The 21,671-nt window shown below is 47.8% G+C and carries 18 protein-coding genes; 15 read left to right on the forward strand and 3 right to left on the reverse strand.

What is annotated here, in order from left to right; all coding sequences use genetic code 11:
- Nucleotides 1-50 precede the first annotated feature (50 nt).
- The 8 genes from cccB to EGV91_RS07665 all read left to right on the forward strand — a co-directional run bounded on the left by cccB (nt 51) and on the right by EGV91_RS07665 (nt 7,106).
- Nucleotides 51-386 carry a cytochrome c551 gene (cccB, locus tag EGV91_RS07630; RefSeq protein ID WP_135502304.1) on the forward strand — a complete coding sequence of 112 codons (336 nt, stop codon included), beginning with the start codon at nt 51-53 and terminating at the stop codon, nt 384-386.
- A gap of 276 nt (nt 387-662) precedes the next feature.
- A complete protein-coding gene (gene ftsE, locus EGV91_RS07635; protein WP_135502307.1) occupies nt 663-1,349 on the forward strand; it encodes a cell division ATP-binding protein FtsE in 687 nt (228 codons plus the stop codon).
- Nucleotides 1,339-2,223 carry a permease-like cell division protein FtsX gene (gene ftsX, locus EGV91_RS07640; RefSeq protein WP_135502309.1) on the forward strand — a complete coding sequence of 295 codons (885 nt, stop codon included), beginning with the start codon at nt 1,339-1,341 and terminating at the stop codon, nt 2,221-2,223. Before ftsE ends, ftsX begins: the two co-directional genes overlap by 11 nt.
- A gap of 83 nt (nt 2,224-2,306) precedes the next feature.
- Nucleotides 2,307-3,782 carry a murein hydrolase activator EnvC family protein gene (locus tag EGV91_RS07645; protein ID WP_135502311.1) on the forward strand — a complete coding sequence of 492 codons (1,476 nt, stop codon included), beginning with the start codon at nt 2,307-2,309 and terminating at the stop codon, nt 3,780-3,782.
- 118 nt (nt 3,783-3,900) lie between these two features.
- A complete protein-coding gene (locus EGV91_RS07650) occupies nt 3,901-4,479 on the forward strand; it encodes a peroxiredoxin family protein (RefSeq protein WP_135502313.1) in 579 nt (192 codons plus the stop codon).
- An 11-nt stretch (nt 4,480-4,490) separates the two neighbouring features.
- Complete coding sequence (locus tag EGV91_RS07655) at nt 4,491-5,600, forward strand: trans-sulfuration enzyme family protein (RefSeq protein WP_135502315.1); 1,110 nt, start codon at nt 4,491-4,493, stop codon at nt 5,598-5,600.
- An 84-nt stretch (nt 5,601-5,684) separates the two neighbouring features.
- Complete coding sequence (locus EGV91_RS07660) at nt 5,685-6,836, forward strand: PDZ domain-containing protein (protein WP_135502378.1); 1,152 nt, start codon at nt 5,685-5,687, stop codon at nt 6,834-6,836.
- A 12-nt stretch (nt 6,837-6,848) separates the two neighbouring features.
- Nucleotides 6,849-7,106 carry a CsbA family protein gene (locus tag EGV91_RS07665; RefSeq protein ID WP_135502317.1) on the forward strand — a complete coding sequence of 86 codons (258 nt, stop codon included), beginning with the start codon at nt 6,849-6,851 and terminating at the stop codon, nt 7,104-7,106.
- A gap of 11 nt (nt 7,107-7,117) precedes the next feature.
- On the opposite strand, the gene EGV91_RS07670 is transcribed toward EGV91_RS07665, so the two are convergent.
- Nucleotides 7,118-7,429, reverse strand: a complete 312-nt coding sequence (locus EGV91_RS07670) for an AzlD domain-containing protein (RefSeq protein ID WP_135502319.1) — start codon at nt 7,427-7,429, stop codon at nt 7,118-7,120.
- Complete coding sequence (locus tag EGV91_RS07675) at nt 7,429-8,121, reverse strand: AzlC family ABC transporter permease (protein WP_135502321.1); 693 nt, start codon at nt 8,119-8,121, stop codon at nt 7,429-7,431. The genes EGV91_RS07670 and EGV91_RS07675 overlap by 1 nt, the downstream gene beginning before the upstream one ends.
- A gap of 209 nt (nt 8,122-8,330) precedes the next feature.
- On the opposite strand from EGV91_RS07675, the gene EGV91_RS07680 reads away from it, so the two are divergent.
- The 7 genes from EGV91_RS07680 (at nt 8,331) to EGV91_RS07710 (ending at nt 20,299) form a co-directional block, all read left to right on the forward strand.
- Nucleotides 8,331-8,957 carry a TVP38/TMEM64 family protein gene (locus tag EGV91_RS07680; protein ID WP_135502322.1) on the forward strand — a complete coding sequence of 209 codons (627 nt, stop codon included), beginning with the start codon at nt 8,331-8,333 and terminating at the stop codon, nt 8,955-8,957.
- A gap of 76 nt (nt 8,958-9,033) precedes the next feature.
- Nucleotides 9,034-12,510, forward strand: a complete 3,477-nt coding sequence (gene addB / locus EGV91_RS07685) for a helicase-exonuclease AddAB subunit AddB (protein WP_135502324.1) — start codon at nt 9,034-9,036, stop codon at nt 12,508-12,510.
- Entirely contained in the window at nt 12,488-16,096 is a 3,609-nt protein-coding gene (gene addA / locus EGV91_RS07690; RefSeq protein WP_135502326.1) for a helicase-exonuclease AddAB subunit AddA, read from the forward strand. The genes addB and addA overlap by 23 nt, the downstream gene beginning before the upstream one ends.
- 10 nt (nt 16,097-16,106) lie before the next feature.
- Nucleotides 16,107-17,285, forward strand: coding sequence for a DUF418 domain-containing protein (locus EGV91_RS07695; RefSeq protein ID WP_135502328.1), 1,179 nt, complete (start codon nt 16,107-16,109; stop codon nt 17,283-17,285).
- A gap of 43 nt (nt 17,286-17,328) precedes the next feature.
- Nucleotides 17,329-18,228 (forward strand): fumarylacetoacetate hydrolase family protein, encoded by a 900-nt coding sequence (locus EGV91_RS07700; RefSeq protein ID WP_135502330.1) that lies wholly within the window; start codon nt 17,329-17,331, stop codon nt 18,226-18,228.
- 69 nt (nt 18,229-18,297) lie between these two features.
- On the forward strand, nt 18,298-18,672 hold the full coding sequence (locus tag EGV91_RS07705; RefSeq protein ID WP_135502332.1) for a YisL family protein: 375 nt from the start codon (nt 18,298-18,300) through the stop codon (nt 18,670-18,672).
- Nucleotides 18,673-18,850: 178 nt separating this feature from the next.
- On the forward strand, nt 18,851-20,299 hold the full coding sequence (locus EGV91_RS07710; protein ID WP_135502334.1) for an alpha-amylase family glycosyl hydrolase: 1,449 nt from the start codon (nt 18,851-18,853) through the stop codon (nt 20,297-20,299).
- 35 nt (nt 20,300-20,334) lie between these two features.
- Here EGV91_RS07710 and EGV91_RS07715 read toward each other — a convergent pair whose 3' ends face one another.
- A complete protein-coding gene (locus EGV91_RS07715; protein ID WP_135502336.1) occupies nt 20,335-21,666 on the reverse strand; it encodes a CoA-disulfide reductase in 1,332 nt (443 codons plus the stop codon).
- Nucleotides 21,667-21,671: the final 5 nt, after the last annotated feature.

A 21,671-nucleotide genomic window follows, 5' to 3' on the forward strand; every position in this document is an offset into this window, starting at 1 on the left:
TATTGGTATATACTGTATTAGATAGATACTATAGCGAGGAGGAACATTGAATGAAAAAGCAATTGATGGCTTTATTATTCGGTTCTGCATTGGTTCTTGGAGCATGCGGAGGCGGAGAAGATACTGCTGAACCGCCTGCAGACTCAGGAGACGGAGACACGGCAGCTGTGGATGCTGAACAAGTTGTTCAGCAAAACTGTATTTCCTGCCATGGTGAAAATCTCGAAGGGCAAGGGAACTTCCCGCCGTTGAATGATGTCGGTGCCCGGTTATCAGAAGAAGAGATTTTAGGTGTCATTGAAAATGGCCGCGGGGCAATGCCTGCGGGAATCATTGAAGGCGAAGAAGCGACAGCTGTAGCGAAATGGCTGTCCGAGAAGAAATAAACCGGCCAAATGGCCGGTTTTTCTTTTTGCACAAGAATGATAATAATTTGCGGATAGAACATTTATGTGTTAAATTAAACGACGTTCTCCACAGCTGGATATGGCCCAATCAGCTATTACTTTATTCCTCTATAATGTTGGATGTATATCAACAAACCCATTTGATACAGAACTGTAATAAAAAAAAAGGTTTAGGATGTTATAATGATTCTGCCGGAATTTTTCAGTCAGATAAACTCAGCTTAGGGAAACTTAATTCATATAGGTGGTTATTAAATGATTCAAATGAAGAATGTTTATAAAAAATATCCGAATGGCATTGTAGCGCTCAACGGACTGAATGTTGAAATCGACCAAGGCGAATTCGTTTATGTAGTAGGGCCCAGCGGTGCTGGGAAATCGACTTTCATCAAAATGATGTATCGTGAAGAACGCCCGACTTCAGGGCAAATGTTCGTAGATGGCATTGATCTTGCTACATTGAAGAATAAAAAAGTGCCAATGCTGCGCCGCCAAATGGGCGTCGTATTCCAAGATTTTAAACTTTTGCCAAGGTTGAATGTTTACGAAAATGTTGCATTCGCATTGGAAGTTATCGAAGAATCACCTTCTAGAATCCGCGAACGTGTCTTAGACGTGCTGGATATGGTTGGATTGAAGCATAAAGCTCGCATGTTCCCGACGGAATTGTCCGGCGGCGAGGCACAGCGGGTATCGATTGCTCGCTCGATCGTCAATAAACCGAAGGTAGTTATTGCCGATGAGCCTACAGGAAACCTGGATCCTGAAACTGCATGGGATATCATGAACCTGTTCGAAAAGATCAACGCCACAGGCACGACGATTTTAATGGCGACTCATAACAAGGAAATCGTCAACACCATTCGCCATCGCGTAATTGCCATAGAAGGCGGACTGATTGTCCGTGACGTAGACGGAGGTGATTACGGTTATGAAAGCTAGAACATTATGGCGCCATTTCCGTGAAAGCCTGAAAAGCCTAGGACGCAATGGCTGGATGACGTTTGCATCTGTCAGTGCTGTAACAGTGACCTTGCTGCTTGTTGGAGTTTTCGTCTTAATCATGATGAACTTGAACAAAGTTGCAGACGATTTGGAAAACGATGTTGAAATGAAGGTCTTTGTCTCATTGGAGACGGACGAAGCTCGAAAGCAGAGCATCGAAGAAACGATAGTCGACATACCCGAAGTGGAATCAGCAGTCTATTCCACTAAAGAAGAAGAATTAGCTGATCTTGTTCTTGATTTCGGAAATGAGCTGGATTTATTCCAGCAAAATAATCCATTGTTCGACGTTTTTTATGTTAAAGCTTCAAATCCTCAACAAACTGGAAATGTGGCAGCAGAAATTGCTGAAATTGAGAACATAGAAAAAGTCGAGTATGGCAAAGGCAAAATTGAGAAGTTATTCAATTTCCTGAATGCCGGAAGAAATGTCGGTTTGGTGTTAATACTGGCACTGCTCTTCACAGCAATGTTCTTGATTTCCAATACGATCCGCATCACGATCGTGGCACGTCGCCGGGAAATTGAGATTATGAAACTTGTAGGGGCGACCAACTGGTTTGTCCGTGTGCCATTCATACTGGAAGGCATGTGGCTTGGCTTGCTGGGATCGATCATACCAATCGGCCTGGTAGCAGCGCTCTACTATAATACGCTCGAATTCATACAGCCGAAATTGAGCGGGGAATTATTCCAGTTGCTTGACTTTACACCGTTCATCTACCAAGTGGGCGGCTTGATCCTATTGATGGGCGTCTTTATCGGCGTCTGGGGCAGTTTCATGTCAATCCGGAAATTCCTTCGCGTATAACATACAACTTAGAGATAGAGATGACAGCAAGATAAGAGAGAGAAGAAAAAAGAGAGAACGTCATCCGAAAGGGGAACACGAACTTGGGCTCGAAGTCGAAATGGGTGTTGGCCAGTTTATCATCCGTATTAGCGTTGTCGGTATTGATGCCGACCGCTAATGCGGATAAATTAACTGAGCTGGAACAAAAACAGCAACAAGCAGAACAGCAGCAAAATCAATTGAATTCAGGCATCTCTGAAAAAACTGGTGAAATGAAGAAAAATGAGACGACGTTAGAAAGAATCATGTCTCAGATTAAGAAACTGGAAGCTAAAATCGGTGAAACCGAAGCGAAGATTTCCAGCGTAGAAGGCGACATAGAAAAAACAGTAACTGAAATAAATGAGTTAAAATCATCAATCAAGGAATTGGAGCGCAAGATTTCCGATAGAACGGAATTGCTTCAAGAGAGAGCCCGCGCTATTCAGTTGAGCGGCGGTTCTGTTGATTACATAGACGTATTGCTCGGAGCGAACAGCTTTATCGATTTCATCGACCGTTTTTCAGCCGTCAACACGTTGATTGATGCGGATCGGGAAATCATGAAAGAACAAGCACAGGATAAAAAAATGCTTGCAGAACAAAAAGCGCAAGTCGAAACGAAATTGGCGCAGCAGGAACAGCGCCGCGCTGAACTTGAATCATTGAAAGGCTCACTCAGCGGACAGAAAGCTGAGCAAGCCGGATTGCAAAAAGAATTGCAAGCAGAACAAAAACGTTTGGCAAGCGAGAAAGCCGACTTGGTTGATCAGCGCGAAGAATCGATTGAAGTTTCGAAAGAACTTGAAAACCAGATTATCGCAGAACAGGAACGTTTGGCTGAATTAGCCAGAAAAGCGGAAGAAGAGCGCCAGCGCAAATTAGCTGCTGAGCGTGCTGCGGCAGCGAAAGCGGCAGCAGAAAAGGCAGCGGCTGAACAAGCAGCGGCCCAGCTTGCGGCAGCACAACAGGCAGCGGCAGAAAAGGCAGCAGCGGAAAAAGCAGCTGCAGCTAAAAAAGCGAGTGCTAAATCTGAGCCGGCACCAAGCGCTCCAGCGGCACCAGCTGCAGCGCCAACGCCTGCTCCTGCGCCAACACCTGTTGTATCTTATTCAGCACCGATCAGTGCAGACTTTATCCGTCCCACTTCTGGACGCTTCACATCTGATTTCGGATGGCGCGATATTGGCGCTGGCCAGGAATTCCACCAAGGTGTGGATATTGCAAATAGTGTTGGAACGAATGTCGTTTCAGCAGCGCACGGTTTCGTGTCTTATGCAGGTTCAATGGGCGGATACGGCAATGTTGTCATCGTTACTCACTCAATTAACGGACAAACACACGCTACAGTTTATGCACACTTAAACTCAATTGGCGTTTCTGTTGGCCAATCAGTTTCTCAAGGGCAAAGTGTAGGGCAAATGGGCAATACGGGACGTTCATTCGGTTCGCATCTCCATTTTGAAATTCACGTCGGTCCTTGGAACGGTGCACGATCCAATGCAGTCGATCCTGAAAGATTCGTTTCGTTAAGATAAGAAAGGCCGGCATCGACAGCGATGCCGGTTTTTATTTTAGTCACAAATCAATGTCTGGCATAGTGGATTTCAGCCCTTGGTTTATCGTATGATGAAAGTTAGGCGAGGTGAAAAAGCAATGTCGAAAAAACTGATCGGCTTGACACTGGTTGCGGTATTGATTGGGGTAGCGATTGCCGGAGTGGTAAAAGACAATATTGAAAAAACCACGGAATTCGACAATATCGCACTTGGCAGCGACGTTGATTTTTTGGCAACGGAGCAAGGGCTGGCAAAAGGTGAAATGGCTCCCGATTTCGAATTGACGACGTTGGACGGGAAAAGGGTCAAGCTGTCCGATTACAAAGGAAAAAAAGTGATTTTGAATTTCTGGGCTACTTGGTGTCCGCCATGCCGGGCCGAAATGCCTCATATGCAGGCATATTATGAAGAGCAGGCAGCTTCGGATAATGTGGAAATTTTAGCAGTGAACTTAACAAAAGAAGATCATGGATTGGAAAAAATCAAGACATTTAAAGAAGAGTATGGATTGTCATTCCCGATTCCGATGGATGAAAAGGGAGAAATTGGCTCGTTGTATCAGGCTGTGACAATACCGACTTCCTATATACTGGATACACAAGGCCGCGTCCAAACGAAGTTTGTGGGGCCGATGGACCAAGCTACAATTGAAAACATCATATCGACTATGGATTAGGGGGATAAAAGATGAACTCGATTAACACGAAATCAGTGCATACCGCATCTATGAAAGAACGCACCATCCAACCGAAAGTGATGCCGCTTTACCAAACTTCGGCATTTGCTTTTTCTTCATTAGAAGAATTGGAAGGCTATTATGAAGGGAATGGCACCTATCTTTATTCCCGGACAGCCAATCCGAATACCGACGCGCTTGGCCAAACGGTTGCGGATCTAGAAGAAGCGCCACGCGGAGTTGCGGCATCTTCTGGCATGTCAGCGATATTTGCTGGGATTCTCGCTGTCGCTGGTGCAGGCGACCACATCCTTGCAGCTGAAGATGTATATGGCGGCACGTTCCATTTACTGAAGGAAGAATTGGTGCACCTGGGCATGACTGTCCATTTTGCTGATTTCACGGACCTTAGCCAAGTTGAACAAATTCTGATCGACTACCCGGAAGTGAAACTGATTTTCAGTGAATCCATTACTAATCCATTTCTAAGAGTTGAAGATCTTGCGGTACTTGAACAATTGAAGAAGCATTACGGTGTGAAGCTGATGATCGACAATACGTTCGCAACCCCGTATACGATTCAGCCTTATGCTTTAGGCGCAGATCTTGTTGCGCATAGTGCTACTAAATATCTTGGAGGCCATAGCGATGTGACGGCAGGCGTGCTTGTTGGTGACGCCGACTTGATTCGGGTGGCTGAGAGCCGCATCGTTAACCTGGGAATGAATCTAAGCCCATTTGAAGCATGGCTGACGATCCGCGGCATCAAGACACTAGCGGTTCGGATGAAGGCGCAGACAGAAAATGCCGCTGCGATTGCAGCGTTTCTTGAAGGCAAAGCGCAAGTCTGGTATCCAGGAATGGGCGCGATTGTTACATTTGCATTGCCCGAATCAATGGATGTTTCCAAATTCTTTTCATCACTGGGCTGGATCAAAATTGTTCCTACCTTGGCTGGAGTGGAAACGACGGTTTCCTACCCGTTCGGCACTTCGCATCGGGCGCTGTCCCTCGAAGAAAAAGAGAAAATTGGCGTTACGCGCCAAGTAATCCGTTTATCAGCTGGAATTGAAGGCGCCGAAGATATTTTAACGCAGCTGGGCGCGGCGTTTGTAAACTGAAAAAGAAGTGCAGTGAGCGCTGTTTCTTTGGTACAATGGGAAGAAATGCAAGTGGCTGTGAATAGGAAGGTGTAAAAAGTGATAATGGATGCGTTGCTGGACATAGGAAGATTTTTTATAAACCCTGTTTTTTACATAGCTTTGTTGGCAGCGGTGCTGCTCGGCTACTTCCGAGTCAAGAAAGAGCGGAAAATGTTTCGGACACGCATAATTTGGGGCTGGCGGGAATTTGCCGGGCTTGTGAAAGACGGATTGCTGTTCGCGCTTGTCTTTTCAGTGCTTTTTGCCGGCATCGGTTTAGTAGTGCCGATTGAATGGCTGATCGCTTTGAGTGCCGTGGCTATTTTACTCATGGTGGCCGGTGTTTATCAGCTCGGCTCTTTCATTTATTTGGCATTGGCTGCTGTCTTCATCGGCTGGTTATTCCGAACCAACGAATGGAACGTGGATCTTGGAATAATTAGTTATAGCGGTTACGCGGTCAATTGGGACTGGCTTGTGCCTGTCGCATTGATTTCTGGGGCTATGGTGGTGGCCGAGGGCTTGCTGATCCGCAAGCACGGAGCGGAAGCCGCCTCGCCAAGGCTTGAAACCTCTTCCAGAGGGCTGGCAGCAGCAGCTTATACGGCAAAACGCCTATGGCTGCTGCCAGTGCTGCTGGTTGTGCCCGGGGATCTTATCGAATCATACGCGCCGTACTGGCCGCAATTGCCAATCGGGCAAAGCATGTTTTCGTTCATTCTGTTTCCAATGGTTTTCGGTTTTCAAAGCCGTGCAAGAAAAACGATGCCGATTTATTTATATCCGGCAATCGGGAATCTGGTCTGGAAACTTGGTGCGGCAATTATCTTGCTGTCCCTTGGAGCCGTGTTATGGGAGCCGCTTGCTTTCATCGCACTGATTGCCGGTGCAGCAGCGCGACTTGCGATTACTGTGAATTTTGAGTTGAAAGAACGCCAAGGCAATAATGCAGTGGCACCGCAAGCTCTTGGAGTGATGATTATCGACGTGCTGCCGGATTCGCCGGCACATAAGATGGGCTTGATGCGCGGAGAAGTGATCCGAAAAGTCAACGGCTTATCGGTATCAAACGAAATGGAATTATATGAAGCGATCCAAGTGAATGCTGCCCATTGCCGGCTTGAAGTGCTTGACCACAGCCGGGAAGTCAGGCTGCGCCAACACGTTATTTTCCGGCATGACCATCATCGCTTGGGGCTCATCGTCGTTAAATAAGGAGCTTATAAAATGGAATCAATGCTTACAAAGTTTTTATTGTCCCTGCTGATCCCTGGCCTCCTGGTTGTGCTCTTTACAAGGGTCACTTTCAATCACATTGTGGGGCTGATTTTAACGGTTGCATTGATTGCAGCTGCAGTTTATGCAGGATACACTAATACGTGGTTTTTATATGCCGTAAACGCTGCTTCCCTGACATCGGGGTTCTGGTATGCTTCCCGGATGTATCACCGCACGAAAAAAGCCGAAACTCATGAAGATGAGTGACGGCTTTTTTTTTAGGAGAAAAACAGACTATAGGCAGCTAGGACAGAAATGGAACCCAGCACGACCAGCATGACGTTGGCGCCAGTCAAAGCGATGCCGAAAGCGGCAGCCGCTCCGATGGCCCCGAACCAGATATTATTTTCCTGGATAAACAGGATCGCCGGAAAAATCAAAGCACCCAATACGGCGTAAGGAATATTACGCAGAATTCGCTGAATGGCGTCCGGCAGTTCGCGGCCTTCCAAAAATGTCAGAGGAATAGCACGCGGCAAGTAAGTTACAAGTGCCATGCCTAAAATCATCCACCAGAACCAATCGCTCATTATGTTTTCACACCTTTCGAAGAAATGATTTCAATGATGACCGCGGAAGCGAGTGTGGAAAACAGGATTGCCCAGCCGGTGGATAGCCAGCCAGTGAAGTAGAAGACGGAGTTGATGATTCCGGCAATTGCCGCCAGGCTTAATACTTTGCGGTTTCCTCGCATTGAAGGAACTAAAAGGCCGACGAACATAGCATACAGCGCAATCGACATGGCAGCTTGCAGAAAGTGGGGCAGGTTGGCTCCGATCAAATGGCCAATAGCGGTGAATACGACCCAGCTGCCGTATGAGATGGCAATGACTCCTGCTGCAAACGATGTGCGTACTTTGTTGTCTTCCTGGATAGCTAAAACTGCAAACGATTCATCTGTGATTCCGAAGGCGTACAACGCTTTTTTCCAGACAGCCGCAGGTTCCATCTTTTCATTCAACGCCGCTGTCATCAGAAAGTGGCGGATATTGACGACGAACGTGTTCAGGACGATCAGGATTGGTGCGACACCTGCGGTGATAAGGGTCAGCGAAATATATTGAGCTGCTCCCGCGAAGACGAAAATGCTCATGGCCGTCGCTTCGATTAATGACAATCCTGTGGTCTTTGCCAGCAGCCCGAATGTCAGGGCTACCGGGAAATAGCCAATTGCAATGCTGGTGCCGGCTTTCAGCCCAGCTATAAAACCGCGTTCCGTCATGTGGCAAACTCCTTATGTAAAGTATTTCTCTTTTCCAAATGAGGGGAAAGAGTGTAAAGTAATCAATATAGTCTATCATAAGATAATTCGACTTAAGAAGTATAGTGCAAAAATAGCGGCCAAAGTCTGCGAGTTCCTTTGATTTAATCGGATCCGCTGCTTATTGGTCATATACATAAAATCTATAACAGAGGCAGAGGATGGGCGTAATGGCTGACTTTTTTTCATTGGAAAATATTATTGAACTAACGCAATCTTATCGGGCATTTGGTCCGCTTATCGGATTTTTACTGCCATTTCTGGAAGCGTTTTTGCCATTTCTGCCGCTCTTCGTATTTGTCTTCGCGAATGCCACAGCGTATGGATTGTGGTTCGGATTTCTGCTGTCATGGCTTGGCACAGTGGTAGGGGCTTACGCCGTCTTCTTGATCGTGCGAAAGTATGGGCAAGCGCGCTTCATGAATTTCATGACGCGCCATGAAAAAGTGCAGAAATTAATCCGTTGGGTGGAGCGCAATGGATTCGGCCCGTTATTCTTGTTATTATGCTTTCCGTTTACACCATCGGCATTGGTCAACTTAGTGGCGGGCCTGTCGAATATCAGCCGGCATTATTATTTATTGACGGTGATGGCCGGCAAATTGGTCATGGTATTCATCATTTCGTTTGTCGGCTATGACATCCGTGCGCTTTTCACGCAGCCGCTGCGGACGGCCATCGTCATTGCAGTTATTGTGATTCTCTATGTGGTCGGAAAGATATTTGAAAAAAGGCTGCATAAAAGGGTGGAAGAAGACTTCAGGCAAGCTGGGGAAAATAATAAAAAACAGGGGTGAGAAGGCTGCGGAAAGTGGCAATCCACCTGTTTTTCTTATATAATAAGAACAAATGTTCCTAGAATGGAGTGGTTATGTGTCATTGCGAATTGTCTATGGGCGTGCAGGTTCCGGCAAAACCCGGTTCATACAGGAAGAAATTGCTGAAGAATTGAAGCGCAGCAGAGACGGGGATCCTATATTTTTCATCGTTCCGGATCAAATGTCATTCTCTACGGAGTATCGGCTTTCTTCTGCGTACGGCATGAACGGCATGATCCGCGCGCAGGCAGTGACCTTCAAGCGCCTGGCCTGGCGCGTACTGCAGGAAGTCGGCGGCATCAGCCGCAAGGAAGTGGATGCTTTCGGCTACCGGATGCTGATCCGCAGCCTGCTTGAAGAACACAAAGAAGAGTTCCAACTTTTCCGCAGAGCTGCAGGCAAGCGCGGGTTCACTGATCAGATTGAGCAATTGGTGAAAGAGTTCGCCCGGTATTGTGTCGATTGCGGAGAGCTGTCGACTATCCGCACTTCATTGCAAACTGCCGGTGCTCCGCGAACGCTGCTCGACAAAGCAGCAGATTTGGAATTGATCTTAGCTGAAATAGAAAGCCGCCTTGGGAAAGTGTTCGTCGATTCCGAAGGCCATTTGGCGTTATTGGCTGAAAAAATCCGGCATTCAGAACTTGTGAAATCCGCTGATATCTATATCGATGGATTTGTGTCATTCACTGCCCGTGAATACGAGATCATCGTGGAACTGATGAAATACGCAAAAAATGTAACGATCGCCCTGCCGATGGATAATTCTTCTGATGGAAAGGATGAACAGGCGCTTTTCCACCAGTCCGCAAATACGGCGCAGCGGCTGACCGACTTTGCACGGAAAGAAAGCGTAGATGTCGACCATCCGATCCATATGGAAATGCAACGGCGTTTCACGAACCCGGAACTTGCCCATTTAGAGAGGCATTTCGATGATTACCCGCAGCCGGTTTCCGAGTCGCGGGGCCACATCCGTTTAGTGGAAGCATCAAACCGCCGGGCAGAAGTCCACGCAATGGCACGGTCTATCCGGCGCCAAGCGCAGGAAGGGATGCGCTATAACGAGATTGCTGTGCTGTACCGCCAGCCGGAAGTGTATGACGAATTGATCAATACCATTCTTCCGCAATACGATATCCCCTATTTTATCAGCCAAAAGAAAACGATGCTGCACCATCCGCTGATTGAATTCAGCCGTTCGGTACTCGAAGCTGTGCTTTCCAATTATTCATATGAACCTGTTTTCCGGGCGGTCAAGACGGATCTGTTTTTCCCGGAAGCAAGTGTCTTGAAATGGCGCGAGCGAAGCGATCTGCTCGAAAACTTCGTCATCGCCAATGGCATTTTCGGCGATCGCTGGTTTGATGAAAAACGCTGGCTTTTCAAGAAATACCGTGGGCTCGAGATGCATACCGGCATCCAGACCGACGAAGAGCGTGCGGCGCAAGTTGAGCTTCATGCTGTGCGGGATCTCATTCGGGATCCGCTTTCACGCCTGAAGGAAAACTTCAGCAGCTGCCGGACAGGGCGCGATTTTGCAGAGGCGCTTTTTCTGTTCATCGAAGAACAGGACGTTTACAGCAAATTGCAGACACTCAAAGACCGCGAGGAAAGGGAGCACCGTTTATTGGCAGCTGCCGAGCACGAACAGGCATGGAACCAATGGGTGGCAGTGCTCGATCAATTCGTCCTCATGTTCGGCGACCAGGAAATCGGTTTGCCGGCCGCTGCCAAAATTCTGGATGAAGGTTTTGAGACTTTGGAATTTTCACGGATTCCGCCTTCACTGGACCAGGTGACGGTTTCAAAAATGGACTTGGCCCGTTTGATGGACATCAAATCGGTCTTTGTCATCGGCGCGAATGACGGCATATTGCCAAAACGCGTCGAGCAAGAAGGCTTGTTGACGGATACGGACAGGGAATGGTTTGCCAAAATCGGTTTTGAATTGGCGCCGACTTCCAAAAGCCGTTTGATGGATGAGACTTATATGGCTTACCGGACATTTACATCCGCTTCGGATTCGCTTACTGTGTCTTATCCGATTGCAGATGAAGAAGGCAAAGCATTGCTGCCTTCACTTTACATTCAAAAGCTTCAGGATATGTTCGGCATCGCTTTGACTCCGGCTGCCATCGATCCGGCGGAACTGAAAGATGCAGCGCCACTGGACTATATCTCACATCCGCGCGCCACTCTTTCCTATCTGACGTCTCAGCTGCGCGGCGGAAAGTTGGCGGCGGAATGGCGTGCAGTTCTCGCTTATTACCGGGAAGATCCGTTGTGGTCTTCGGTTGTCTCAAGGATTTTGGAGCCGATTAAACCCAACACAGCTGACACGCTGCGCGAGGAAATCGCAGAGCCATTGTACGGCACCACGCTTGCATCAAGCGTCTCAAGGGTGGAAACGTATTTCAGCTGTCCGTTTGCGCAATACGTCTCCTACGGGCTGAGGCTTGAGGAGCGGAGCCAATACAAACTGGCTGCCCCGGCGATGGGAGATCTGTTCCATGCCGCCATCAAATGGATTTCCGATGAAGTGGCAAGGCTGGGCGTTTCTTGGTCTTCGCTGAGCCAGAAGCAATGCAATGAGCTGGCAAAGGCTGCCATCGATCAATTATCACCTTATTTTGTCAATCACATCTTGATGAGTTCCAATCGCTACCGCTATATCCAGCATAAACTTGAAGCCATTATCCGGCAGACCGCATTCATGCTTGGCAAGCATGCGAAAGTGACGGGCTTCAAGCCTGTAGCGATGGATGTCAGTTTTGGCCTGAAAGAATCGATTCCGCCGCTGGAAGTGCCGTTGCACAAGGGGCGGCTCATGAATATCCGAGGCCGCATCGATCGCATCGATTCAACGGAAATCCATGACAAGCCATATATCCGCATCGTCGATTATAAATCATCGAAACAAGGCCTTGAACTGGGCGATGTCTACCACGGGCTGTCGTTGCAGACATTCACTTATCTGGACGTAGCCCTCGACAATTCGGAACGCATTCTTGGCACGCTGGCAGAACCGGCCGGCGTGTTATATTTCCACATGCACAACCCGATGCTGAAACTTTCGAAGCTGATGACAGCCGATGAAATAGAAGAAGAAGTGGCCAAATCATTCAAGATGAATGGGCTGCTTGTTGAAGATCCCGAAGTCATCGAGGCGATGGACAGCGGCATCGACGGCTATTCCAACGTCATTCCGGTGCGCCTGAATAAAAGCGGGGAAATTTCCACATCCCAGTCGAAAACCGTAGTGAAAGAAGATATGCAGGCGATCCGCAGATTTGTCCGCGGCAAACATCAGGCTGCCGGCAACGGCATCCTGGAAGGCGATACTCAAATCACACCCTATAAAGTAAAAGAACAGACACCATGCCAGTTTTGTTCTTATCGGTCTGTCTGCCAGTTCGATCCGGCAGATCCTGACCAGCATTACCGCAAACTGCCTGTTTTGAACACGGACAAGGCAATTGAACTTATTCGAAAGGAGGCTGCAGGCGATGATACCGAACAAACCGACTGATGCCACCTGGACAGACGAACAGTGGACGGCCATTTGGGCAAAAGGGCAGGACATGCTCGTGTCCGCGGCGGCTGGCTCCGGAAAGACTGCAGTCCTCATCAACCGGATGATTGAAAAAGTGCTGGCGGAAGACGATCCGATTTCCGTCGATGAATTGCTCGTCGTGACATTCACCAACGCATCAGCCGCTGAAATGCGGCACCGCATGCTGCGGGCACTGGAAAAAGCAGTGGCTGAAAATCCGGAATCGAAGCATTTGCGGAAGCAATTGCGCCTTATCAATAAAGCGCAAATTTCGACCTTGCATTCATTCTGCCTGCAAGTGGTGAAGCAATATGCGTACCTGCTTGAAATCGATCCGGGGTTCCGCATCGCCAATGAAACCGAAGCGGCACTCTTGCGCGACGATGTGCTCGAAGCAGTGCTTGAAGAAGCTTATGAAGGGGACGGGGCTGAAGCTGTCTACCGCTTAGCGGATAGTTTTACATCAGACCGCAACGACCAGGCGATGGAAGTTCTGTTGAATAAACTGTATGATTATTCGCGCGTCCATCCTGAACCTGAGCAATGGCTGGACCAAGTGCCGGCACTTTATGCAGTGCCGGAAACTGCGTCGATTGATGATTTGCCATTTATCGGTGATTTGAAAATGGCGATCCGCCATGCTTTTGATGAAGCGCTGCAATTGGCATTTGAAGGAAAAGCGTTGGCACTCGAACCGGAAGGGCCAGAAGTCCTTGCGGGCACATTCGATTTGGATATTGCGGTCATCAAGGCAGCAATTGAAGCACTGGATGAATCGTGGAAAAGCCTGCATGAACTAAGTAAATCCATGGCATGGCCAAAAGCGGCATCCATTAAAAAAGATTCATGCGACCCGAAACTGGCGGAAGAAGCCAAGGCGCGCCGCAACGAAGTAAAAAAACTGGTCAACGGCATATTTGAATCTTATTTTACCAGGGGACCCAAACGGCTGCTGGAGGAAATGCGTGAAATGGCGCCTTTAATGGAAACATTGACGGCTTTAACGAAGACTTTCGGTTCACGTTATAAAGCGTTGAAGATTGACCGGGCGCTTGTCGATTTTTCGGATTTGGAGCATTACGCGCTGCAGATTTTGAGTGACGGAGGAAATCCTTCGGATATTGCGAAAGATTACCAGCGGCAATTCAAGGAAGTGCTCGTGGATGAATACCAGGATACGAATATGCTGCAGGAAAAAATCCTGTCGCTGGTGAAATCCGGCACAGAAGCAGCCGGCAATTTGTTCATGGTGGGGGACGTCAAGCAGTCGATCTACCGCTTCCGTTTGGCGGAACCGATGCTGTTTCTCGGCAAATATTCACGCTTCACAGCTGAAGCGGAAGGCACCGGCCTGAAAATCGATTTGAACGCCAATTTCAGAAGCCGCAAAGAAATCCTCGATGGCACAAATTATATATTTTCACAGATCATGGGGGAGCGTGTCGGGGAAATCACATACGATGCGTCTGCTGAATTGAAGCATCAAGCCCCGTTCCCGGAAATGGAAGTGCCGCTCGAATTGGCGTTGATCCATGAGCCGGAAACCGAAGAAGAACCGGAAGATGATATGGCGAAGTCGCAATGGGAGGCCCGCTTCATTGCAGGTGAGATCCACAAGCTTATGGAACAAGGGACGCTCGTCTATGATCCATGGAAACAGGATAATCGTCCGCTGGAATACAGCGATATCGTCGTATTGATGAGATCCATGACGTGGTCGGGCGATTTTTCGGATGAGTTCAAGGCGGCAGGCATTCCGCTATATGCAGAACTCACCGGCGGCTATTTTGATGCACTGGAAGTCATGATTATGCTCAACACATTACGTGTCATCGATAACCCATACCAGGATATCCCGCTGGCCTCGGTGCTGCGTGCGCCATTCATCGGCATGAAAGAAAACGAGTTGGCGGAAATTCGCCTGGCTGCACCAAACGCCTCGTTCTATGAAGCGATGAAGACCTTTATCCGGAGCGGCAGCGGCATCGATCCGGCTGCAGCGGAAAAACTTCAGCGCTTTACTTACCAGCTGGAGGATTGGCGCAATCTGGCGCGCAGAGGCTCTCTTGCTGAATTGATTTGGCAGGTATACTTGGACACGAATTATTACGAAATGGCCGGGGCCATGTCGAATGGCAAGCAGCGCCAAGCGAATTTGCGTGCGCTGCATGACCGGGCATTGGAATACGAAAAAACCTCATTCCGAGGGTTGTTCCGCTTTTTGCGCTTTATTGACCGGATGCGTGAACGCGGAGATGATTTGGGAACTGCCAAATCATTGAGTGAAAAAGAGAATGTCGTGCGGTTGATGACCGTCCATAAATCGAAAGGCCTGGAATTTCCAGTGGTCTTTTTTGCCGGTACGGGACGTGCGTTCAATGAAATGGATTTTCGGAAGTCTTATTTGTTTGACCAGGATTATGGGTTAGCGGTAAAAGCCATCAACCCCGATACCCGGTTGGAATATACGTCTTTGCCATTTTTAGCGGTCAAAGAAATGAAGCAGCTGCAGATGAAAGCGGAAGAAATGCGGGTTTTGTACGTCGCGATGACACGAGCCAAAGAACGGCTGTATATGACGGCTTCAGTTAAAGATATTGACCGGCTGCTTGGAAAATGGAAGGTCAACTCACCGCAGATTTTGATGCCTGATTTCCTGCGTTCACGCGCAAAAACGTATCTCGATTGGATCGGGCCGGCATTGTCGCGCCATCCGGATGCGGCCGAAATCTTCGGCACTGGCGGCCAGCAATTGCCGCACCATTCCCGTTTCCATGTCAGCATCATCGAATCCACTTCGTTGCTGCCAACAGTACTGGATGTCGAAGAATTGCTGCATGCCGAAACAGGGGAGGCCGATTACACGGATGAAGTTTTGCATCGTTTCGATTTCCGCTATCCGCATCAGCAAGCGGTCGAGAAAAGGTCGAAGCAGTCTGTCTCAGAGATGAAGCGCCTGCAAATGCTGCAGCGGCTGGATGAACCAGAATCATTTATCAGTGCAGCTGGAGGCACGCCTAAGCGCGCATTGGCCCACCGTCCGGACTTCATGCAGGAAAAACGCATGTCGGCTGCAGATGTCGGCACTGCCGTCCATGCTGTTATGCAGCATATTCCACTCCACAAAAAAATGTCTGTGCCTGAAATCCAGGAATTCATAAAAGAGCTGGTAGGCAAGGAGATATTGTCTGAGGACGAAGGAAAAGCTGTCCGCGCCAGCAGCATCAGCAAATTTTACAGCAGTGAGTTATACGGCCGCTTGTCGAGGGCCAAAAATATCAAACGCGAAGTTCCCTTTACCTATGCGAAAAAAGACCAGGATGGCGACCACCAAATCATCCAAGGGATTATAGACTGCCTTTTTGAAGAAGAGGAAGGCTGGGTTCTGCTGGATTATAAAACGGATAGTGTCATGGGCATCGCGGATATCGGACAGGAAATGGCATCGCGCTACGGTGTGCAATTGGCCGTTTACCAGGAAGCGGCAGAGGCTATCTTGCAAATCCGCATCCAAGAGCGCCTTTTGTATTTGTTCGCGGCTGACCGTATAGAGAAGATTTAGGGGGATTGAAGTGAAAATACAACCTGTGGCTACAAACGAACGCATCGAGGCATTGGACTTGATGAGAGGCTTTGCGCTTCTTGGAATCCTGTTGATCAATATGCCTGCGTTCCACTCACCATTTTCATATATTGATCCATATAGCTGGTTTGAAGGCGAATGGGATACAGAAGTATTCACTTTTCTGGATATATTTGTGCAAGCAAGTTTTTATCCGTTATTTTCTATGTTATTCGGGTATGGTTTAGCAATGCAGTTCGTTAAAGCACAGAAGAGCGGGCGGAGATTTGCGCCGCTGGCGGTGAAACGCCTGGCTTTCCTGCTGCTGATCGGCATTGTGCATGCGTTTTTAATTTGGTACGGGGATATACTGATCACTTATGCCGTGTCAGGAATCTTGCTGATAGGCATGCTTCGGCTGCCTCCGGCATGGCTATTGGGATTTGCAGCGTTGCTGTATGCCATCCCGCAGTTTTTCATGACTGTGTTGATGTTCATCGCGGTGTCGGTGGATCCGAATTTCTACACGGGCATGCAAGAAGTCCAAAATTCGCTGTCGGCTTATCCGACGGGCTCATTCGCGGAGATTTTCCGCCAGCGGTTGGATGATTGGCTGAACGGAAATAACCCATCGACTTATCTCTTGCTGCTGGTGATGATTCTTCCCCATATGATGCTCGGAGCGGCTGCTGCAAAATGGCGGCTTGTCGAACGGGCATCAAAGCTGAAGGGTATATGGACAGCGCTGGCTGTTGGAGGATTGGGGTTAGGTCTTCTGTTAAAATCCACGCCGTTTATTTTTGAAAAAAACTATGCGTTCATGTATATCCAGGATTCCCTGGGGGGACCGTTAGTTTCAATCGGCTATGCTGCGGCAATCGTGCTGCTGTCGCGCTTCGAAGGCTTCCGCAAACTATTCCACCCGCTTGCCAATGCGGGGCGCATGTCGATGACCATTTACATCATGCAATCATTGATTGCGACATTCATCTTCTATTCTTATGGATTCGGGCTTTATGGCCAGGTGGACATAGCGGTCGGCACATTGATTGCATTAGGGATTTTTACGGTCCAGCTTATTTTTGCAGAAATATGGTTTTCTAAATTTTCACAAGGACCACTTGAGTTTGTATGGAAAAAAGCGACTTACGGACGAAATTTCGAAAAAAGCAACAATTCAAAACAATGAATGTGTATAATGAATGGAATCATAGAAAAGGAGTGTTTGAAGTATGAAGCTGTTATCTTTTCGATTTGAAGGGGAAGAACGTTTTGGACCGAAAGTTAAGAAAGAAGAAGCTGTATGGGATGTATTAGCAATTCAGCAAGAGCTGGAAGTGTTGCCTTCTTTTCCACAAAAGCTTGTTGAAGGGGTTTCCGAGGGAATGGAATTTGTTGAACAAATGCGGAAACTGATTGAAGCAGCTGGAAAATCTGAACATCCTGAGCAATTCAAACTCTCTTTTTCAGATATCGAATGGCTAGCGCCAATTACACGAACACCTAAAAATATTATCTGCGTCGGCAAGAATTACGCGGACCACGCGAAGGAAATGGGTGCAGAAGCACCTGTGGAAATGGTGGTCTTCACTAAAACACCAAGCACCATTGTTGGAGACGAAGCTACGGTTTCAGTTCACAGCGACCTAACAGAAGCTTATGATTATGAAGGCGAATTGGCTATTGTTGTCGGTAAGGCAGGCAAAAAAATTCCAAAGCAAATGGCTTACGATTATGTCTTCGGGTATACTATCGCCAATGATTTGACGGCACGCGACCTGCAAACGAAACACCAACAATATTTCTTAGGGAAAAGCCTTGAAGGTTCTTGTCCGATGGGACCATATCTCGTCACCAAAGATGAGATTCCGCAATCACAGAACCTTTCGGTCGTCACTAAAGTAAATGATGAAGTACGCCAGAATGGCAATACGGAAAATATGATCCGCCGTGTTGATGACATCATTTCAGAAGTGTCGAAATACATCGCGTTGGAACCAGGGGATGTGATTTTGACAGGAACACCTGCAGGAGTGGGCAAAGGGTTTAACCCTCCAAAATTCCTGAAGGCTGGGGACACCGTGAAAGTATCAATCGAATCGATAGGCACACTCGTCACACATTTGTCATAACGGCAAACATGTCTTTTAGGTGCAGAGTTATGCTAAACTGAAAAAGACTATTTTAGAAGAGGTGACGATTTGGCTTTTTTAACTGATACTACACATTTGCACATTACGACTTGGGTCATCGGGATTGTTTTGTTTTTAGTGGCTGCATTCATGGCCAAAGAAAGCAAAGGACGCAAAATTACACACATGGTCCTTCGCTTGTTCTACATTCTGATTGTGATTTCTGGATTGACTTTGTTCGTCGAGCATTCTTCTTATGATGCAATGTTATACGGAATGAAGTTCCTGTTCGGAATTTTGACAATCGGCATGATGGAAATGGTGCTGGTCCGCTCGAAAAAACAAAAACCGGTCACTTTATTCTGGGCATTGTTCGCAGTATTCTTATTTGTAACAATGTTCCTAGGCTTCAAATTGCCAGTGGGCATTAATTTTCTGGCATGACCTTTAAAGAAACAGGCGCATTTCGCGCCTGTTTTTTTATGTTGAAATTCACAGTTTAGACGAAACTGCCGGACAACTGGTGGTTATTTGCATTTTCTTCAACAGGGAACTGTGAATTTTTGATAAAATAGACCGAGTGAAACGGATTAAATGAGCCTCATTGAGGGAGGATATTGGATTGAAAGCAAAATGGCTAGTAAGCGTGCTGATCGGAGCACTGGTGTTAAGTCCGATCGAACCCGCTGCAGCGGCAGAAGAACGGTCGATTGAAGACGAAATCATCTACGATGTATTGGTTGACCGATATTTCAATAAAAAAATCGACAATGATTTTGAAGTGAGCGCACAAGATCCAGCGGCATTCAGCGGCGGGGATTTTGCCGGGCTGTCAGATCAAATGATGCACATTAAAGACATGGGCTTCACGATGATGTCGATTGGCTCCGTTTTTGCCACTTCTACATATGACGGCAAAACTGTGTTGGATTATAGCCAGTTGGAGCGCCATTTCGGAACTGAAGAAGAACTTCAGGCCCTTATTGAGCAAAGCCATAAGGAAGACATGAAAGTCATGGTGGACATTCCGACGCAAAGCTTGAGCGCAGATCACGCTTGGGCGGCTGAAAACCCGGAATGGTTTACTAAGAACGAAGATGGTACATTAGCGCTTGATACGTCGAATGCGGAAGTCCAAAAGCAATTGGTGGTCGCTATCGGTGATTTCATCAAGAAATATGAAATTGACGGGTTGCGTTTGGTGGAAACGGATAAGGTCGATGCTGAGTTTATCGAAATCTTTTCCAGCGAAATGAAAAATATTCGAGACATCTACCTCATCAATGACCAGGAAAGTGAAGGGATAGATGGCATGGACGCAGTTGTCTTGCCTGATGCGGAAGAAGTGCTCAGAAACAGCTATAAGAACTTCGACCAAGATTCTTCCGGCCTTCCGGAACTTATCGAGGAAAGCTCAGGAGACCTGATCCGCGTCGATTCGCTGCTCGGTTCCCGGTTTACTGCCGACGCCGTTGCAGAAAGAGGATTTCCGCCGACGCGCTGGCGCCTGATTATGACCCAGCTTCTGACGATGCCAGGGATCCCTGTTGTGCAATACGGTTCGGAAACAGCGATGAACGGCAGTGAGCTGCCTGAGTCGCATCAAATTATGGATTTGGCAGTGGAAGAAGAGTTGATTGACCACATCACGAATTTGAATTCGCTGCGAAACTCGTCTGAGGCCATGCGCACAGGCGAAACCGAAGTGCTTCATGAAGAAGACGGCTGGATAGTCTATAAGCGCTTCAATGAAGAGGAAATGTGGATCGTTGCAATCAATAACTCATCGTCGACGAAAAGCATCAGCATCCCTGCATCAGAAATCGGCAGCGATAAAGAAATGCGCGGATTGTTTGAAAGCGACGTGGTACGCCAGGAAAGCAATGGCGATTACCGCATCACACTTGACCGTGAAATTGCCGATACGTTCCACGTGACAGAAGAAAGAGGATTGAATACCGCTTATCTGGCGGCCCTTGCTGTCCTTTATGTATTGTTCATGTTTTTCATCTGGCTCGTCTGGAGAAAAGGAAAACAACGCAAAGCTGACGGAGCAGTGAAAAATAAATAAGAAAAACCGGTCCTTTTTTCCAGGACCGGTTTTTCTTATTTAACCGCTTTATAGCCGACCATATTGATCGGGTCTTTAGGTGAAGAATACGGCGGGGCGTAGCAAAGCTCCAGCGCCTGCAAATCTTCTACAGTCAGGCCAGCGAACATGGCGGTGACGATGACATCGATCCGTTTGTCGACGCCTTTTCCGCCGAAACATTGAGCACCCAAAATTTTGCGGGTCTCGGGATGGTAATGCACTTTCAACGTTAATCTCGAGTGGTCGGGATAATAGCCGGCGTTTGAATTGCCTTTATGGACGACGGTTTCGTAGGAAAGTCCGCTTTCCTGGATCATCGTTTCGCTTAATCCGGTCATGGCGATAGTCTTCGAGAAGACTTTGGCAATGGAAGTGCCGAGCAAGCCGTTTTTAGGTATGGCGCTGCCGATCAAATGGCGAGCGATCAGGTAGGCTTGGCGATGGGCCGGCCACGCAAGCGGGATCCGCTTAGGAGCCCCTGTTACAAGATCGGCATTTTCTGACGAATCGCCTAAAGCGTAAATACTCGGATCGGCTGTTTGCATGAAATCGTTTGTTACGATGCCGCCTGTTTCGCCGATCGGCAGCCCAGCTTTTTCAGCTAGTTCCGTATTGGGCTTGATGCCTACACTCATGATTTGGAAATCAGCTTCAATTGTATCGCCATTCGATAATGTGAGCGCGGTCCCATCAACTTTCTCTACGAATACGCCTGTTCTGACATTGACGCCATTCGCTTGCAGCTCTGTTTTGACCAAAGCGGACATGTCTTCATCAAGGATCGACATGACGTGCGGCGATTTATGGACCAGGTTCACATCAATGCCAAGCTCTTTCAAGTTCTCAGCCATTTCGATGCCAATAAACCCGGCACCTGAAATGCAGCAGCTTTGAGGCTTGCGTTCATTGATGAATTGTTTGATCTTCTCCATATCGCCGTAACTGCGAAGCACAAATACGTCAGCGGATGACAATCCGTCGATGTCCGGTATAATTGCAGAGCCGCCGGTTGCCAGGATTAGCACATCATAGGGTTCGTCAAATGTTTCGCCAGTGGCCAAGTTTTTTATAGTTACAGCCTTTTTACTTCGTTTGATTTCCAATGCTTCGTGCTTTAGGAGAACTTGAATATCACGCTTTTCTTTAAAAGATGAAGGGTCTGCCATCAGCAAAGACTTAGGATTCTCAATTGCTTCGCCAATTGCGTAAGGCGTGCCGCAAGCAGCATAGCTCATTGTCGAATCCCGGTCGAACACCGTAATAGCGGATTCTTTATCATAAAACCGGATTTGCGCCGCAACTGTTGCGCCGCCGCCGACCGCCCCAATGATTACAATCTTCCTCATTTGTG

The sequence above is a fragment of the Planococcus koreensis genome (assembly GCF_004761975.1).
Lineage (GTDB): Bacteria > Bacillota > Bacilli > Bacillales_A > Planococcaceae > Planococcus > Planococcus koreensis.

Excerpts from the sequence above, each read along its gene's own strand:
- addA (WP_135502326.1), top strand. The coding sequence starts at position 12,488 with ATGATACCGAACAAACCGACTGATGCCACCTGGACAGACGAACAGTGG.
- EGV91_RS07700 (WP_135502330.1), top strand. The coding sequence starts at position 17,329 with ATGAAGCTGTTATCTTTTCGATTTGAAGGGGAAGAACGTTTTGGACCG.
- EGV91_RS07650 (WP_135502313.1), top strand. The coding sequence starts at position 3,901 with ATGTCGAAAAAACTGATCGGCTTGACACTGGTTGCGGTATTGATTGGG.
- cccB (WP_135502304.1), top strand. The coding sequence starts at position 51 with ATGAAAAAGCAATTGATGGCTTTATTATTCGGTTCTGCATTGGTTCTT.
- EGV91_RS07670 (WP_135502319.1), bottom strand. The coding sequence starts at position 7,429 with ATGAGCGATTGGTTCTGGTGGATGATTTTAGGCATGGCACTTGTAACT.
- EGV91_RS07675 (WP_135502321.1), bottom strand. The coding sequence starts at position 8,121 with ATGACGGAACGCGGTTTTATAGCTGGGCTGAAAGCCGGCACCAGCATT.
- EGV91_RS07680 (WP_135502322.1), top strand. The coding sequence starts at position 8,331 with ATGGCTGACTTTTTTTCATTGGAAAATATTATTGAACTAACGCAATCT.
- ftsX (WP_135502309.1), top strand. The coding sequence starts at position 1,339 with ATGAAAGCTAGAACATTATGGCGCCATTTCCGTGAAAGCCTGAAAAGC.
- EGV91_RS07665 (WP_135502317.1), top strand. The coding sequence starts at position 6,849 with ATGGAATCAATGCTTACAAAGTTTTTATTGTCCCTGCTGATCCCTGGC.
- ftsE (WP_135502307.1), top strand. The coding sequence starts at position 663 with ATGATTCAAATGAAGAATGTTTATAAAAAATATCCGAATGGCATTGTA.
- EGV91_RS07715 (WP_135502336.1), bottom strand. The coding sequence starts at position 21,666 with ATGAGGAAGATTGTAATCATTGGGGCGGTCGGCGGCGGCGCAACAGTT.
- EGV91_RS07655 (WP_135502315.1), top strand. The coding sequence starts at position 4,491 with ATGAACTCGATTAACACGAAATCAGTGCATACCGCATCTATGAAAGAA.
- EGV91_RS07660 (WP_135502378.1), top strand. The coding sequence starts at position 5,685 with ATGGATGCGTTGCTGGACATAGGAAGATTTTTTATAAACCCTGTTTTT.